General features: G+C 45.5%; 12 protein-coding genes. 7 read left to right on the forward strand and 5 right to left on the reverse strand.

The features are described from left to right. Positions 1–76 precede the first annotated feature (76 nt). Genes AAFM34_RS17130 through AAFM34_RS17150 form a run of 5 tightly spaced genes read right to left on the reverse strand, consistent with a single transcriptional unit; the run spans position 77 to position 7,313 of the window. Complete coding sequence (locus AAFM34_RS17130; protein WP_341664884.1) at positions 77–1,279, reverse strand: type III PLP-dependent enzyme; 1,203 nt, start codon at positions 1,277–1,279, stop codon at positions 77–79. After that, entirely contained in the window at positions 1,272–3,119 is a 1,848-nt protein-coding gene (locus AAFM34_RS17135) for an IucA/IucC family protein (RefSeq protein WP_341664886.1), read from the reverse strand. The genes AAFM34_RS17130 and AAFM34_RS17135 overlap by 8 nt, the downstream gene beginning before the upstream one ends. Next, the gene (locus AAFM34_RS17140; RefSeq protein WP_341664888.1) at positions 3,091–4,287 is read right to left on the reverse strand and encodes an MFS transporter; all 1,197 of its coding nucleotides are present in this window, start codon (positions 4,285–4,287) and stop codon (positions 3,091–3,093) included. Before AAFM34_RS17140 ends, AAFM34_RS17135 begins: the two co-directional genes overlap by 29 nt. Before the next feature lie 6 nt (positions 4,288–4,293). Next, positions 4,294–6,105: an IucA/IucC family protein gene (locus AAFM34_RS17145; protein ID WP_341664890.1), complete on the reverse strand. Its 1,812-nt coding sequence runs from the start codon at positions 6,103–6,105 to the stop codon at positions 4,294–4,296. Then, positions 6,102–7,313, reverse strand: coding sequence for an ATP-grasp domain-containing protein (locus tag AAFM34_RS17150; RefSeq protein ID WP_341664892.1), 1,212 nt, complete (start codon positions 7,311–7,313; stop codon positions 6,102–6,104). Before AAFM34_RS17150 ends, AAFM34_RS17145 begins: the two co-directional genes overlap by 4 nt. A gap of 238 nt (positions 7,314–7,551) precedes the next feature. On the opposite strand from AAFM34_RS17150, the gene AAFM34_RS17155 reads away from it, so the two are divergent. From AAFM34_RS17155 to AAFM34_RS17185, 7 genes are all read left to right on the forward strand, one after another. Then, complete coding sequence (locus AAFM34_RS17155) at positions 7,552–9,582, forward strand: TonB-dependent siderophore receptor (RefSeq protein WP_341664894.1); 2,031 nt, start codon at positions 7,552–7,554, stop codon at positions 9,580–9,582. 106 nt (positions 9,583–9,688) lie between these two features. Then, positions 9,689–11,830 carry a TonB-dependent siderophore receptor gene (locus AAFM34_RS17160; protein ID WP_341664896.1) on the forward strand — a complete coding sequence of 714 codons (2,142 nt, stop codon included), beginning with the start codon at positions 9,689–9,691 and terminating at the stop codon, positions 11,828–11,830. A gap of 157 nt (positions 11,831–11,987) precedes the next feature. Further along, a complete protein-coding gene (locus tag AAFM34_RS17165) occupies positions 11,988–12,893 on the forward strand; it encodes a Fe(3+) dicitrate ABC transporter substrate-binding protein (RefSeq protein WP_341664906.1) in 906 nt (301 codons plus the stop codon). Then, positions 12,890–13,939 carry an iron chelate uptake ABC transporter family permease subunit gene (locus AAFM34_RS17170; protein WP_341664898.1) on the forward strand — a complete coding sequence of 350 codons (1,050 nt, stop codon included), beginning with the start codon at positions 12,890–12,892 and terminating at the stop codon, positions 13,937–13,939. Before AAFM34_RS17165 ends, AAFM34_RS17170 begins: the two co-directional genes overlap by 4 nt. Then, entirely contained in the window at positions 13,939–14,910 is a 972-nt protein-coding gene (locus AAFM34_RS17175) for an iron chelate uptake ABC transporter family permease subunit (RefSeq protein ID WP_341664900.1), read from the forward strand. Before AAFM34_RS17170 ends, AAFM34_RS17175 begins: the two co-directional genes overlap by 1 nt. 2 nt (positions 14,911–14,912) lie before the next feature. After that, complete coding sequence (gene fecE, locus AAFM34_RS17180; RefSeq protein WP_341664902.1) at positions 14,913–15,677, forward strand: Fe(3+) dicitrate ABC transporter ATP-binding protein FecE; 765 nt, start codon at positions 14,913–14,915, stop codon at positions 15,675–15,677. A gap of 239 nt (positions 15,678–15,916) precedes the next feature. Next, positions 15,917–16,696 carry a hypothetical protein gene (locus tag AAFM34_RS17185; RefSeq protein WP_341664904.1) on the forward strand — a complete coding sequence of 260 codons (780 nt, stop codon included), beginning with the start codon at positions 15,917–15,919 and terminating at the stop codon, positions 16,694–16,696. The last annotated feature ends 428 nt before the right edge of the window (positions 16,697–17,124 follow it).

Genomic DNA, 17,124 nt, shown 5'->3' on the forward strand with positions numbered 1-17,124 from the left:
ACAATACCGAATTTAAAAGGAAATGATTAGATGGGGTTTACCGCCAGCTTACTGTTTTGAGTGTATTCACCCAAACTCAGAAGTAATGGAACAGGGGAGGTTCGTGCATTAAAAAGTTTTGGTGTGAGATGTTCCAAGCGTAAGCGCCCGCCAAAGTGAACACCACATAATCCCCGATGTCGATGCGTTCTATGACTTGATTGCGCGCGAGGACATCTTTAGGTGTACACAACTGACCGACCAAAGTCGCTGTTGTGTGGCCGATTGGGTTTGAAATCTCTGGGCGCTGCTGATTATGCAAAACCACAAAAGGATGGTCATGGCTTTGGGCAGCGGGTGTGCGAAAATGGTGGGTACCGCCACGCGCTATGACGAAGTTTTCGCCAAGGTTTTGCTTAATATCCAGCACTTCCATTACGTAGTAGCCGCAAGGCGCTGAGATATAACGTCCGCACTCGAAACGTAATAGCCAATTTTGCATTTGCTCTTTGGCAATCAAAAACTCCAACTTGTCACAAAACTCTTCCCATGGAAAGTGCTGCTGAGGGTCTTGGTAATTGATGCCCATACCGCCACCAAGGTTGATGGTGAGTTCATCGAGTGTGTATTTCTGTTTCCATCCTTTTACAACTTGAAAGTACCGTTCCATCAGAGCTAAATGACGGCTCACATCCAACTGATGCGACATTAAGTGGAAGTGAAAGCCTTTTAATTGGATTAATGGATAATCACGCAACAACATGATGGCGTTGTCTAGCTCAGCTTCATCTAGACCAAATGGTGTTGGTTTACCTCCCATGGCCAATTTGCTGAGTGTGATATCGCCAATGTCGATATTCATGCGCAGAAAAATAGACGCGTTTTGGTTTAACTTCTGAGTTAAGGCACCAATACGCTGCAATTCGGTGATACTTTCCACATGAATCGCATCCACATCCAGTTCGATCGCTTGTTCTAATTCGCTCGGCATTTTGCCAGGGCCACCAAAGATCAGAGGCTTGTTAAGTCTCTGCTGATGGAGGTGATTTAGCTCACCGCCGGACGCCGCTTCAAAGCCGTCAACGTAGGGTGCCAGAGTAAGTAATATCGGCTCAGAAGGATTCGCTTTGGCCGCATAAAACAACTCAACGTTTTTGGGCAGCACGTGACGCATCCCTTTGATGTGATTTTCAAGTGCGTTGAGGTCATAGAGATAAGCACACAGTGGTTGTTGCTGTTGCTTGGCCAGTTGCTCTATCTGTTGTTCAATGTGTGAAGGAAGTTGCAACGAATTAATCATAGCTTTCACCTTTGTTTCGAGTCGTCCATGGTGCTAACACTCGGGTATAGCTCGACTCTTTGTCAGCGTTTTGCATCAATCGAGTGGTAAAATTATTTTTACTTGGGAAATATCCGCCATCGAGCAGTGATTCTAGTTCTGGCTGCTTGCCGTTGATCGACTGCCAGCAAATAATGGCGTCCCTCAATATACTCCACAACGCTTGCTCAAGTTTTGAGTTACCTTCACAAATAAAGAAAACGGCCTCACTGATGTTATTGATAAAAGTACAATAACCAATACGATTCCAGCCTTGCTCGCGGCTATAGTAAACCGATTGTAGAGCGCGTTCAGATAATTGATTTAAGGAGTCAGCTGGCCAAAACTCAGGAAGCAGTTTGGTGCCTTCTAAGTCACGAATCCAAACGCAGCACGGCATGCCTTCGTCAAAGCCAATCAGTGTATTTTGTAAGTGAGGTTCAAATGCCACACCGTGTTTAAAGTAATAATTAAACACGCCCGGAATTAAGCAGCGCAAGTAGCGTTCGAACCACAGCGTTGCGACATCCTCATACTGGCTTTGGTTTTCCTTTGCTTTTTGTGTTAACTCTTTGGCGATGCAACTATTTCCATCTCTGTCGTAGGCAAAAAGCGCTCCGGCCAACGTTGGCTCCAATATATCCGTTTCACTTTGAGTAAAGTTTTCACGGTACAAAATACCGAATGATTCGCGAGCTTTTATCACATCGTCATGTTCTAGCCCAGCGATGGGTTCTAGATTTAGTGTGGTTGCGTAAGGTTCAGTCATGACCTTAAACACAGGATTGCGCAGTTGCTCACTCTCTTTTATCGAGCGCAAAATCGAGGTCAACTGAACCGCACTGTCGAGTTCATACCACGCATTTTTGCGCACACAGTTGGTTAAACGCACATTGATAGAAAATTTAGCAAACCAGTCCATATCAGGATGGTAAAGCGTGCGCACTGAGGACGTTGGCAGGAGTTTTTCACCACCCAGACCCAGAGGAGTAATTTTACCTTGTTCAATCGCACGTTTGACGACGGGGTTTTGTAAAATGGTATAGCTTTCCCATGGGTGGCATGGATAAAGCACTGTCGATTCGGCATGACACTTTTCAGGAGCGAGCTTGCTTAGCATTGTCTGTGGCGTTTTGCGCTTATCTGACTGCAATACGTCAAGCAGTGAGCTTTCTACTTCAAACCAGTATAAAGGGACTTGTGCGCCAACTTCTGGTGAGCAAATGAGCAAGTCATCGATACTAACGCCGGAGCGGCTCTTTGGCGTTGGGTGGAAAGAATGTCCCCAAATCAATGACTGCTCTGAGGCGATAAATTGATTGTGGTGCTGGTGGGTAGGCTCCGAGTTGAGAAATTGTTCAGTAATCACCAAACTGTTTTCCATTTGCTCGATCAGCTCGTGATTAAATGGGATCACTAATGCTTGTTTTAGGTACTCTAGAAGCAGAGTAAGAGTTTGAGTGGCGTCCAGTTTAGACCAGCCAGTTCCTGATTTTCTAGACCAAGGTCTGTCAGATAGCTTTATCTTGCCTAATTGGCTTATGTATTCCACAGGCAATACCAGCAGGTCGCCTTCATTAAGGTTAATCGCCACCAGCTGACTTGGGCTATAGCTTCTTTTCAAGGTCTGTGGAAGTGAGGATGAGCTAAAGCCCCACTTGACCTGCTTATTGGGTATGGCGTATTCACGCAGATAACAATTTACCACGCTCATAATGGTATTGAGCTGGGCTTTCTCATGATTGAGCTGAGTTTTTTTATGACCTACTAGGCCTATATTCTGTGTTAAGTTCTCAGTTGGAGATGATTGAGTGTTTAACATGTCGATGTCCAAATTTTGAATGGATGAGCAGCGCTATTGCAGTACAAGCGCTGACCAGACTAGAAAGTAAGAAAAGAACCTCAAGCCAACCCAAACTCGAGATAAAAGAAGCACTTAACCCTGCTGCCACTCCGCCCCATTTAGACATTGCATCAAAGCGTGAGAATATCTTACCGCTCTGCTGCCTATCGATTTGGTCTGCTAACGCTTGGTGTAACCCTTGATAACAACAGACCATACCCAATCCAAATAGGATACGAGCGATGATCAACACCTCTTGGTAAGGCATAAGGTGCATCAGAGTACCTAGCGAGAGCAAACCAAAACCAAGTAGCAAAGTACTGAGCTTGTGATGACGATTGAGCCACTCAGAGAAGGTCTGTGCTTTGCCAGTGAAAACTAAATAGACGCCATGTGGAAGAGCGTACAGAAAGCCAACCCATGCTTGATTGGTTACCCCAAATTGCTGCACGAAAGGCGAGAAATAGGGGAAGGTAACAACCATTGCAAACGCAAAGCAAAACTGCGCAACGAACACCCAATACAGAGAGCGTAACGAAGCGCTTTTGTTATCTTGTCGCCGACCTTTTTCTTGGTCTCGAGCATTAGGCTTAGCGATCGTATCTGCTGGCAATGTCAAAGTGATCGCCATGGCAATCAAAGGCAGAACAGATAGCCAAAGGTATGCGCTGAGCGGGCTGGTTTCTGACAAACTCCATCCCAGACCAATTGGCGCGATGATCAGCGCCAAGCGAGCAGAGAGCTGAGTCTTATTTAGAGAGGCTCCGAGGGTTTTTGCATCTTTAATCTGGCTGGACAAATAGCTATTAGAAGCCGCCATTGTGCCGCCAAAGGTTCCTTGAATAATAAGACCAAACACAAACATTGCTAGATTGTCTGCCAAGCCACATAAAGCAAACCCCGCTGCGAGTCCAAGCTGAGCACGCAATAAAGAGCGACGTCTGCCATATTTATCGGCAAACTGCCCCCAAAATCGTGCAGCCAAAGCGGTGCAAAAGGTAGGCAGAATAAATAGGGCGCCTGCCCAGTTTGCGTCAATGTGTGCGCCAAGTGTGGGTAATACCATTGGCAAGAACAAAGGCATTCCTAGTGCTGAAAATGCCGCAATAAAGTGGCAAAGTAGCACGCAATATATGAGTTTGGTCATGATGGATTAGCTCACGCTTTTCTCTACGGTTTCTATGTACGCTTGTTGTGCTTTTTCACTCGTAAGCAGCAAGAAGTTAGGCGCGGATAGTCCATAAAACTTATTAATATCGCTAGCGCCTGACGCTTGTTTGGATAACAAGCTGCCAGAGCTTAATAAGTACTTGGTGTACAAGTTTGGCGAATTAAACAGCATATCTTTAGCAAGTTTGGTGTCGTGGCCCTGACTACTGAGCTGCTCAAGCTGTTGGGAGAGGCTATCAGCGACTACTTTGTAGAGGGAAGCCGAGCTTGTAATGCCTTTAGCGGCCATCGCTTCGATAAGAGCGGCAATGTCGAGCTGTAATGTAATCGTGGTAAACATCTGACCAAGCGCCAGTTCATTGTCTACCTTGATACGTTGGTCTAACAGCTGCTCGCACTTAACGGGAGAGGCGTGCTCATAGGCTTGAAAGCGCTCTGGCCAAATGCGCGCTGCATCATTGTCTTTCATGGCTAAGGTCATCTTACCTTGGTCATTAAAAGCAATAATGGCGTTCTGTTGGTTAGACTCCAGTGCGATGCCATAGCGAATCCACAAAGTAAGATGAACCTTAGATAGCAGCTCAACATAATCTTTGAACCAAGCTAGGGTGTCTTGCTGGTAATATTGGTCCGCGAGGTGCTCTAAGAACAGGCGTCCATTTGGCATTGGACTTGCGAGCGCAGCGACAGGGACAAGGGCTTTGTCTGTTGAATGATTGAGTGGGTATTCTCGCACTATATAAGCAAAACTTTTTTCCTCGCCAACATGCCCCCCATGCTTTTCATTACAATGAAAAAGTGAGCCTTGCAGATCATTATCGCTTTGCTCTAGATGAGTGAGTAAACGTTCAAACCAGTGCCCATCATAAATCGTCGATGGCTTGATAAGGCGAATGTTTTTTGTCCCCAATGAACGCATGATAAGCGGCACCTTAATGTGAATATGTGGCGCTTCATTCACCACCACGGTCCGCACGGATAAAGTTGGGGTAACCTCAAGGTATGAGTTTGGCGCAGCTATGATGCCCTCTGGCAAAGACTCAAGGCTTTGCAGCGTTAATGGGTGAGCTGGAAAGAGTTCATGGCTCAAAGCAAAGTCGCTTGGCAGGCCGACTTGCTCCATGGTCGGCCAGCACTCTGGCTGGGAACTGGTTAAGCTGACGACAGACTTGTCAATGGCTAGCCAGCGCAAAGCAAAAGTTTGGGCAAACTCTGGTGCGTACTGCGCAAGATCCTCATCATTTAGACCGAATTTAGCCCGAGCGGTCGGATAATAGGGATGGTCAAGGTAGGAGGCAATTTGGTCGGCGAGCAGTAATTTCTGACCCCAGTTATCTAATTGGGAGATTGGCTGCATCAAAGACTCAGAGTGCTGCGTGAAAGCATCATCACACAGTGCCTTGTGTTGCTGCGCGCATTCAAGTTCTTGTAAGTAATTATCGAGTAATGAATGAGAGCTTTCGTGAGCACAGGCCTTGAGCAAACCAATCCAATCTTGATAGTGGTATTGATGCTCTATTTGACCATTTTTTTCGATAATCCATCCTTTGTCATCTTCCCCAGCAGGAGTTTTATATACCCAGCGCTGCATGTAATAGCTGGCTGTGACGGGTAAGTAGAGAGTAAAATCCGAACTATCGAAAATTGCCCATATCTGGTCTACAGAGTGAGTTGCAGTATTGACGGCTTCAGGGAGCTGAGTGGTAAACTTGCTTTGCGAAACTATGCCAAATAAATCTTCTCTCAGGCTGGTATCAATAAGGCGCTGAGTTAGGTAAGAAGCATTGTTGTTCATGCGCTTACCTCGCTCGTTGCTTTTAGATCAAATTGAGAGATGGTTTTTTGCAGTGTCGGTTCTAGGTTTTCGCCAGACGGTGAAACGACGGAAATCCTTGCCAAATAATCTTTATTAGAGAAGCTTTGTGTAAAGTTTTCACCCACTTTTTTTAGCACTTGCTGCTGGATGACAATATCGTCTTCGCGCTCAAGAAAAGATGTGGAGGTGCCTTCAATTATGCCGCTTTGGTCTGCTACCACGTAATGGACATTTGCACTACCATTCATCTGAAATTCACTGTCTAATTCTTTTCCTAGATGAAGGTTTAATATGGTGCTGAACCAATTCCCCTGGGTGAGATTATCTAGTAGAAACTCTTTACCGTCGCCAACACTTCGATAATTGATTTCAACCAATACAGGGCCTGATTCTGTGATGATGAACTCGCTATGACAAACCCCCAGACCTACACCAAACTCCTTCAGCTGTCTGACGCACTCGTCTCTAAACTCAACACTAAGAGGGCCATTCCATGTTGCTGCTGTCTCAATAAAGAATGGCGGTTCGGCGAGTTCAACATCAAACCCACCAAGAGCCTTGATATTTTCTCCGTCGCCCAGTGTCTCGACAGAGATCACCGTACCTTCAAGAAAAGCCTCTACTAGGATTGGGTTTGTCGGGTGTTTTTGCCAGAAATGCTCACAATAACTTTCAAGTTCGCTTTGCGAGTTACAACGCTGAACGTCAATGCTCGCGACCCCTTCTTTTGGCTTTGCAACGACTGGGAAGGGAAAATCTAACGCAGGTGCGTTACCTGAATACAACAATTGACTTGCAACATTTGGTAACAGTTTTTCATTCAGCACTTGGCGGGTTAGATATTTGTTCTTCGCTTTTAGCGCCACCTTCCAGTCTTTGGCAGGTACGCCAAAAAACTCCGCGCAGATTGCCGTAGAGGTTTGTAAGTGATCGCTGTTACTGAAAATAGCATTCGGCTGTAGCTCTTGGTTCGCGATGGTCTCGATAAGCTCTAGCGGATTAAATACGTCACATTCAAGGATTTCATCAGGGCTAAATACTTGGTCATCTTCACTCAACTTTAGGTGCTTGAGTTTATGATCTGTGATCAAAATGACCTCAAGACCCATCGCTTTTGCTGTCGGTACGAAGCCATGAGTAACGGCGTCATTTACGACGTGAGTCACGATAATAATCGTAGATTTCATGGGGGGTTCCTAAATTTTAAAACGTTGTTGTCGTCTGCTCACGACTAGCTTTCAAATGGTCTCTTTCGAGCCTAAAGGAAAGAGAGTTTTATAATTTATTGTTTTATTGATTGTTTTGTTTTTTGTGCTTTGAGGCACTGCTCGTCACTATAGATAAAAAAATAAATATTGCAAATATAAATGAGATTTGTTTTCATTCTCGGCGTAGTGGTTATATCAATAAAAAACGGAATAAAAAATGAACATAAAACTGACCTTGTCCCCTCTGGCTTTCGCCATTGGAGGAATCTTGGCTACAGTGGCACCAACCGCCGTTTCTCAAGAACAAGAGATGGCAGACGAAACCTTACAAGTCATCGGGCATCAGTACCAAGGATATGCGGAGAATATGCCTCAATCGGGGACGAAAACGGATGTGGATTGGCTAGATGTTCCGCAAGCTGTCTCTGTGGTAACGCAAACCGAGATGGAAGATAGAGGCGCTGTACGTTTAGTGGATTCGCTGGATGGTGTCGCAGGGGTCAATAATACTCTGGGAGAAGGCAGTCGAGATCAGTTTGTGATCCGTGGCTTTGATGCGCTTAATGATATGTATCGCGACGGCATGCGTGATGACGGCACTTTACAGTCCTACCGTAGTCTTGCAAATATCGAACGGGTTGAAGTGGTCAAAGGTCCAGCAGGCACACTTTATGGGCGCGGCTCTGCAGGTGGCATTATCAATTTGGTCACTAAGCGAGCAAACGGTGATAACTTCACAAGCGTTAAAGGTAGTGTAGGCAGTAATAGTCAGTTTGTAGGCCAACTGGATAGCTCGATGGCTTTTTCGGACAAGGTTAATGGCCGTATTAACTTAGAGCATCGACAGTCCGATTCGTATGTCGATCATGTAGATTCAAGTGATTTCTTTATTGCCCCGACCATTCGAGTCATGCCCAATGAAGGCCACACTATCGACTTTGACGTTGAATACGCACACCAAAAATTGGTGCCTTATCGCGGCGTTCCATCCAAAGATGGTAAACCTGTCGATGTCGCTGAGAGCACTTTCTACGGCGGAACCAATGATTATCAAGAGTCAGATAGCCTGCGCCTTGGAGTGAATTATGAATGGCTGCTAAACAGCGAGTGGACTTGGACAAACCGCGCCGCTTATAACCATATAGAACTGAAACAAAAAGGGACACGTCAAGGTGCGGTCACAGGGAATGAGGTTTCTCAGACTGTCAATAACTTTGGCTATGATCCTCGAACCACAGCAACACTGCAATCTGAACTGATATGGGAAACGCACTCAAACCAAATGATGATAGGTGCTGACTATAACCAGATTAATATCGATCTAACGCTTGGAAAAGAGGAAGGTATACCCAACAAAGATATTTATAACCCTTTGTCTGGGCCAACACCCGATCCCGGTTTCAATCCGGCACGTGATAATACCACCACCACGACAGGTATTTACCTTCAGGATGTATACACTCTTGGCGATCTATCGGTTATCGGTAATGTGCGCTACGACGCGATGAAGCTTGAGCAGCAAAAAGTTGGCTCAGCAAAAGAGAATCTTGACGATAACAAGTTCAGTTATCGTGGTGGCTTGGTATATCGCATTAGCAGTGATATGTCTGTGTATACGACTTTAGCCCGTTCGTGGCAATTGCCTTATGCAGGAACTTTCATTAAGCCTACATTAGCTGAATTCTTTCAAACCGATCTTAAGGAAGTCGGCGCAAAAGCTTATCTACTCGATAATGCCTTGATGCTTAATGCTGCTGTGTTCCAAATTGATCAAGAGCGACCTCAAACCAATACCAGCGGTGATGTGACAAGCAAAATCGACCAACGCCACCAAGGCTTTGAGCTCGAAGCACGCGGACAGATCACAAAGCAGTGGGATGTCTCTGTCGGCTATAGCTATCTGGATGCCGAAGTTAAAGCAACCGGCAAAAAGCCCAACGATGTGTCCGATCACCTGTTCTCACTTTGGAGTAGCTATCAGCTTGATGACAACTGGCGTATGGGTGGCGGCGTGAAATACGTTGGCGATCGTTATGCTGGCGATAACGAAGCGGTGGCATTAGGTGACTATACCACGGTTGATTTGATGGCAGCGTACACAACCGGCCGTCATAAAATCCAAGCCAATGCTTATAACTTGTTTAATGAGAAATACATTATCGGCACGACAGATAGTACCAGTGGCTTAAACCAAGTGGGTTACGGAGCCCCAGCAGAATTTATGCTCAGCTACGGCTATCAATTCTAATTTTTTATCAGCATATTAGCGAATTTTTGGCCTCAACTTGAGGCTATTTAGCCCATGGGATCAACGTTTAGATCTTGGTCCTATTTTGCCTTTAAAGGAGATTTCCATGTTTAATCAGAACTTGGATAGTAAACCTCAGACGTCAGCACCAAAACAAGCGCAGCAGACGCTGCGCCTAAGCGTGCTGGCAACCGCCATCGCTTCAGTGACTTCTATGAGTGCCATTGCTGCCAATGACACTCAAACTAGCGAGGTGGAAACCCTTGTTGTAAAGGGCAGTTTGATCGGCCACTCTGAGCTAGAGGATGTAAAAGAATATCCTGGTGCTCGAAACATTTTGACTCAAGATCAAATTAAGAAAACGTCCGCATTATCGATTGACTCTGCGCTGCAAAGTGTTTCAGGAATTAAAGTTCAAGACGAGACAGGTACAGGAGTACTACCTAATATCTCTGTTCGTGGCTTGAAGGCCAGCCGAAGTGGCTCTGCTCAATTTCTTATGGATGGTGTGCCCCTGACTCTGGCTCCTTACGGCCATACAGGGCAATCCATTTTCCCAGCCACTATGGCAACGCTCGATAGAATAGATATTGTGCGCGGCGGCGCGGCGGTGCAATACGGCCCCAATAATGTCGGCGGCGTGATCAACTTAGTGACCAAACCCATTCCACATCAATGGCAAACGGAAATCAGTAACCGTTTGACTGTTTTTGAAGATGGCGGCACGCCACTAAATGATGTCTATCTGCGAACAGGTGGTTGGCTAAGTGATACTCTTGCGCTGCAAGTGGAAGGTAACTTCTTAACCGGTGAAAGCTTTCGAGAGCACTCAGATACCGACGTCACTAACTTCCAAGCCAAGTTGCAATGGCTACTAAGCGATACTCAAGAGTTGCAAGCTTTCGTTCAGCGCTATGATGCTGACACCCAAATGCCAGGCGCTTTAGCGCCAGCCGATTATGACGATGATCGTACTCAATCCAAGCGTCCATATGATGAATATCAAGGGGAGTCGACACGTTGGAGCCTGAAGTATTTGCATGATCTTGCCATTGCAGACGGCGCCGAGTTAGAGATACTGACCTTTGGTCATAATTCAGATCGCTTTTTCCAGTGGGGTGCAATTCCGGATAATAATATTTGGTCCGATCCTTCGCAACCCTCTACCCTTATCCGTAATTCACCACGTCAGTTCGCTGTTTACGGTGTTGAGCCGAAATTGGCCGTTTACTTTGCAGGCCCAAGCGTAACGCAAAACTGGATCTTTGGCACCCGTTACGTTAACGAAGATATTGATTATAAAGTTACTCAAACTTCGATAGCAGAAGGCTCAACGATAGTAACGCGTGATTGGCATTCAGACACTGACGCATTTGCGGGTTATGTTAGCAATGAAATTGGCCTATTTAACGATAGACTCAAAGTCACGCCAGGCATTCGTTATGAATCAGTCAATATGACATTCGATGATTTTGGCAAGGGTACAAGTAAAGATAATAAAGTCACTGAGTGGTTACCTGGTTTAACGCTTGCGTATAATCTAACCGAGCAGTGGGTTGCCTATACTAATGCGCAAAAATCTTTGCGTGTGCCACAAATTTCTGATGTTCGTACTGATGGAGAAAAGAGTAGCGAACTTGCTTGGAACTATGAACTCGGCGCTCGCTATACACAAGATTCCACCAGCTTTAATATTGCCCTTTATCGGATTGATTTTAAAGATAAGTTGCAATCGAATCCCACGACTAGGCTTACTGAAAATATTGGCAAAACCCTTCATCAAGGGATTGAGCTTTCAGGGCGCTACGTTCCTGAATCTCTGCCTGCCTTGAGTTTAGGCGGCGGTTATACCTACTTAGATGCGACACTTGAGGACGATGGCCCTAATAAAGGCAATCAGCTTGAATATACTTCTAAACATCAGCTTAACTGGGATGCGACTTATACCTTTAGTAAGCTAGAAACCACCTTGTCTGGCTACTACTTCAGTGATGCTTACTCGGATAAAGAAAACACGGTAGAAGAAGATTCCATCGGTAAAGCGGGTAAAATCCCTGCCTATATGGTGTGGAACTTTAATATAGGTTCAGATTTGTATAAGGATGAGAGTAGCAAACTGCGGATGAACCTAGGTGTCAACAACCTATTTGATGAAGATTATTATTTCCGAGGCATTGATACCAGCCCAATAGGGCGTTACCCAGCGCCAGGTCGAACCTATATTTTGGATCTTAATTACCAGTTTTAACATTTAAAACTCTGAAACTATTGACAAATATACAGTCGCCAATACTCTTGGCGACTTTGATGGTTTTAGCGTTAAAGGAAAATTAGCTATGAACAACCACGCTCGACGTTTGTTACCGCATCGATTGTTTCTAAACTCATTTCGGTCTTTGGCTGGGATGCTGCCGCATAAGCCATTAGGATCTATTTTGGCTTTGTTGGGGCTTGTCTTATCCTCTTTTACAGCTATAGCTAGTCCTAGAGCGATACAAGATGAGCAAGGTGTGTTTGAAATTGATACCACGCCGCAACGTGTTGTGGTGTTGGAGTTCTCTTTTGTCGATGCATTGGCTGCGGTGGGCGTGTCACCTGTCGGCGTTGCCGATGATAACGACGCATCTCGGGTGATTCCTGCGGTGCGCAAACTCATCAAACCATGGAAATCCGTGGGTATGCGCGCTCAACCAAGCTTAGAAGCGATTGCGGTTTTAAAGCCGGATCTGATCATTGCCGATGCTGAGCGCCACCGCACGGTTTTAAAAGATTTGCAACGAATCGCGCCTACGCTACTGCTTAAAAGCCGAGGGGAAACCTACCAAGAGAATTTGGAGTCGGCACGCAAAATTGGCATAGCGCTTAATCAGCTGTCTGCCATGGAGCAAAGAATTGAGCGCCACCACCAGACTATGGCGGAATTTAAGGGGCATTTTTCTCTCAAGCAAACTATTCAATTCGCCGTGGTGTCAGACAAAGGTATGTGGCTACATAGCCCAGCCTCTTATGCGGGTGGCGTGCTGACAACATTAGGTATTTCAAGTCCTATCAAAGAGCAAACCAACAAAGCGTACCTGCCGACCAGTTTTGAACTCTTGCTAAAAACCAATCCAGATTGGCTACTGTTGGGGGCTTATTCTCATCCTAATGTGATTAATGATTGGCAAAAAAACCCACTGTTTAATCTGCTCACATCGGCAAAAAATAAACGTGTTGTTGAAGTCTCTCCTGAGCTTTGGTCACTTAATAGAGGCATGTTGGCCGCTGAGCAAATGGCAACAAACCTTGAGCAGATTTTGGACCCCTCATGAGTAATGGGGTGCTGCTAAACCGCGAGCCTGAAGTAAAGCCTAAACAATCGCTGAGTTTTGCTTGGCGAGTTACTTTGTTGGTGGGCTTGGTATTGAGTTTAGCTATTTGCGGTTACATTATTTCGATGCTGGGCTGGTCGAGTTTTACACTGACCGCCTCTGATTTGATTGATTACTGGTTTGCGTATGACAAAGCGAATATGACGCACCAGATATTAGCCACGCTCAGAGCGCCAAGAGCTTATGCTGGGCTATTAATTGGTGCTGGCCTCGCTGTGTCAGGGCTTCTGATGCAAGGTTTAACTCGAAACCCTTTAGCGTCTCCGTCAATTCTTGGTATAAACGCAGGCGCCGCGTGTTTTATGGCGCTTGCGTCTATTGGTCTGCCCATTATCTCTGGGTTAAACCCTATTATTAATGCCGTTTGTGGCGCTTTGCTAAGTGGCATGACTGTGATGCTGCTTGGCGGATTTTTCTCTGCTCGCTCGCATCCTTTGCGTCTAGTGTTAGCTGGCATTGCAATTAGCGCGCTTCTTGTTGGCATTACAAGAGCGGCATTGATCCTTGGCGATGATATGGCGTATAGCGTATTACATTGGCTGACCGGATCTTTATCGACCGTAGACAATAATCAATGGCAGCAGCTTTGGCCGCCAGCACTAGCTGGATTGATATTAGCGATAGGTCTTGCTCGTAATCTCAACCTATTGGCGCTGGGGGATGAAGTTGCGATTGGCTTAGGCAGTAATATCTGGTTCACTCGCGTGTTAAGTGGGGCAGCAATTGTATTGTTGGCTGGTTCAAGCGTCGCCATTGCTGGCCCGATTGGTTTTGTTGGCTTGTTAGTTCCTCATTTGGTCAGGCCGATTGTTGGTCACAACTATCATTTATTGATTCCTATTTCAGCCCTTGCTGGCGCCGCTCTTGTGGCATGGTCAGATGCGATATCACGAGCCATTGCTTTTCCGACCGAAACGCCTGTTGGGGTGATCACTGCTTTACTTGGCACGCCATGTTTTATTTTGCTTGCGATGAGGAGAGCCTGATGCATCACAGGACAAAGCTATTTTTCTTATTTGGCTTACTTATGTTAGTGGCAGCTACAGGTCTATTTGTGGGCGCTGCTTCGCTGAGCGTGTCACAAGTCATCGAACATTTGCTTGCATTATCGAGCAATCACTTTGTGATTCACCAGTATCGATTGCCACGCGCTCTTCTTGCAATTAGTGTCGGCGCTGGTCTTGGGCTTTCGGGCGTGTTGGTGCAAGGAGTGATACGCAACCCCTTGGCTTCTCCGGACCTGATGGGCATTAGTGCTGGAGCAGGTCTTGCAGCCACCACTTGCTTAGTTCTCTTTCCAAATGCGCCGGTGAATATCTTGCCTTTGGTTGCCATGTTGGGTGGCATCTTAGCTGCGGGACTGATTGCATTATTGGCTTGGCGGTCGCAACCAACGCCGGCAAAACTTGCCCTAATTGGTATTGCTGTCAGTGCGTTTCTGGCAAGTGGAATCGACTTTTTGCTTATCACCAACCCTCTAGAAATTAATACAGCAATGGTTTGGCTCACTGGCAGTCTTTGGGGTAGAAATTGGCAGCAAGTGCCTTTTATTTGGGGGGCCTTAGCCATATTACTACCGTTTGCTTTTTGGCTAGCGTGGCGTTTAGATGTCATGGGCCTTGGCGAAGAAAGTGCAACCACGCTTGGAACAAACCCAAAGAAAGTTCAGGCTTTTGCGCTTTTGGCTGCGGTTTTACTTGCTAGCATTAGTGTTTCAGTAGCTGGAACCATCAGCTTTGTCGGGTTACTTGCGCCGCATTTGGCTCGCTTGTTGTTTGGACACAATCATAAACTGTTGATCCCAGCTTCCGCGCTACTCGGCGCTATTTTAGTCACGTTTGCCGATGGTCTCGCTAGAGGTTTACAACCGCCGATTGAACTACCTGCAGGGGTTCTTACCTCTGTGATTGGCGCCCCTTATTTTATTTTTCTTCTTTATCGTTATCGAGGTTGGTAACCATGCTTGAAACCAAGAACCTTTCTGTCGCGTATGGAAAACAAACCATTATTGCCAATCTTTCTGTGTCTATCCCTGAGGGGAAGATCACTGCTTTAGTCGGGCCAAACGGGTGCGGTAAATCGACCTTGTTGAAAACCCTTGTCAGGATCAATAAAGCCAAGTCAGGTGAAGTCCTTCTGGAAGGCAAAACATTGTCTAGTTATGGCGATAAGGCTCTGGCTCGCTCCTTATCCCTGTTACCACAAATTCTGGTGAACCCTGAAGGTATTACGGTTCGAAAACTGGTTGAGTATGGGCGTTCACCCTATGTTTCTCACTGGGGAAGATTGGCTCAAGATGATAAAGATATTGTCGAGCAAGCTATGCGTGATACTGGTGTGTTGGAATTTGCCGATAAACCGGTAGATTCTTTGTCAGGGGGACAAAGGCAAAGAGCATGGATTGCCATGGTGGTCGCGCAAGATACGGATGTTGTGATGTTTGATGAGCCCACGACCTATTTGGATATGTCGCATCAGGTTGAGCTAATGAAGTTGATCCAGCAGATGAATGCCAAGGGTAAAACTGTGGTTGTGGTGTTACACGATCTTAATCAAGCATGCCGCTATTGCGATCACCTAGTGGTGCTAAAGCGAGGTGAAATTGTAGAGCAAGGCTCGCCTGATGAGGTGATGACGCAGACATTACTTAATGATGTTTTTGACTTAAAAGCCAATGTGTTTCGAGATCCTGTGTCTAATACGCCTATGTGTGTAGCGATTTAGTAATCTTACATATTGAAATCGTTATAGTTCCTCTTCATTTACTCATTATGTAAATAATTGTTTTTACTATGGTTTTTATCATAAACACTAAGCTTTTGCTCAAATATTAAGCGTTGTGAGCTTTTTACTATTGATAGCGTTCTTTTAATTAGGTGATCTATCACTTAGTGATGGTGAAAGCATTAAGCGGGCAAAAATACTGTTACTGTGTTTTTTATTTACAGTGGCAGTATACTTATATGCGTTATCAATCCTCACCTGGCGATTCCAGCGAACAGAGACAAGAAACCACCAGAGAACGTGCAGAGCGTCAACGTTTAGAACGAAGAGCTGAACTGACGTATACCGCAAGTGATGAAAAGCGGTGGGCGGAGAATCGAGAAAGAGTGCTCCGTGAAAGGAGAGCATCTGAACCTCAAAAGCCACCGGAGAGACAATCACGACCTGAAGATGAAGCAAAAAAAGAGCTGTATTTTATTGGTTATCATGGCACCAGTGAAAAGTCAGCAGTGAACATCATCAACACTGGAGTGCGCAGGGAATGTTTACCACCAACTGGACAAATTGGTCCTGGCTTTTATGTGGCTAAGGTCAAAGGGAAGTTACCCGACTGGGGGGCTTCGCTTGCAACCGAGCCTGAGCGGTCTCAAGAGATAGAGAAAGCAAAGCAAGAGATGACGACTTGGCAAAGAATGTTGAGTTACGTTTCGGGGAATTATCAAGAGCCAGATTTTAGCGACAAAGCAAAAAAAACGATTTTAAAAATCTATTCTACACAGCCACTCAAGCAGTGTAAGTGGAGCATTATGAACCCGCCAGACTTAAGTGTTTGGCAAGCAATACTCGATGATGCTCCATCTCCATCTTTAAGAAGTGAAGCGCTTGATGACTTGATAAAAGAGCGCTCTGTGTGGCTACAAATGGTTGTTGCCCCTGATGAGCTACCCTTCCTAGTTGCTTTTCGTGATGACGGAAAAGCTGAGCAACCTACTCACTGGGAGGGTAATGAAGCGCCATAAAAACGGCTATTTTATCCCCCTTATTATTAAATCTTCAGGTTGGTAAAACGTTTTATGTAGCCAACCTTTAATTCTTCAGTAATTATTCTCCAAACTGCTAAACGTTCGGATAACATAAGATTTATCAACCATGTCGTTCCGCGCAGCCATATGGTAAATTTGTAATTGATATGTTTGATATTTACTGGTTGGAGCTATCAAGCCGATGTTTTACGCGAGATGTTTTTTGTTGTGGTTCGCGCTACTTCCCCATGTGGTTTTTGCTTTAGGTAATACCAATAATGAGTCTTTTAGCAAGGCTAAACGTTTAATGCAGCAGGAAGTTTTTGTTGGAGAATCATATCAGCGCACCCTGTATTGTGACGCGTCGTTTAATAGTAAGCTGGCGGTAAACCCCATCTAATCATTTCCTTTTAAATTCGGTATTG

It is taken from the genome of Vibrio sp. (genome assembly GCF_038138445.1).
Lineage (GTDB): Bacteria > Pseudomonadota > Gammaproteobacteria > Enterobacterales > Vibrionaceae > Vibrio.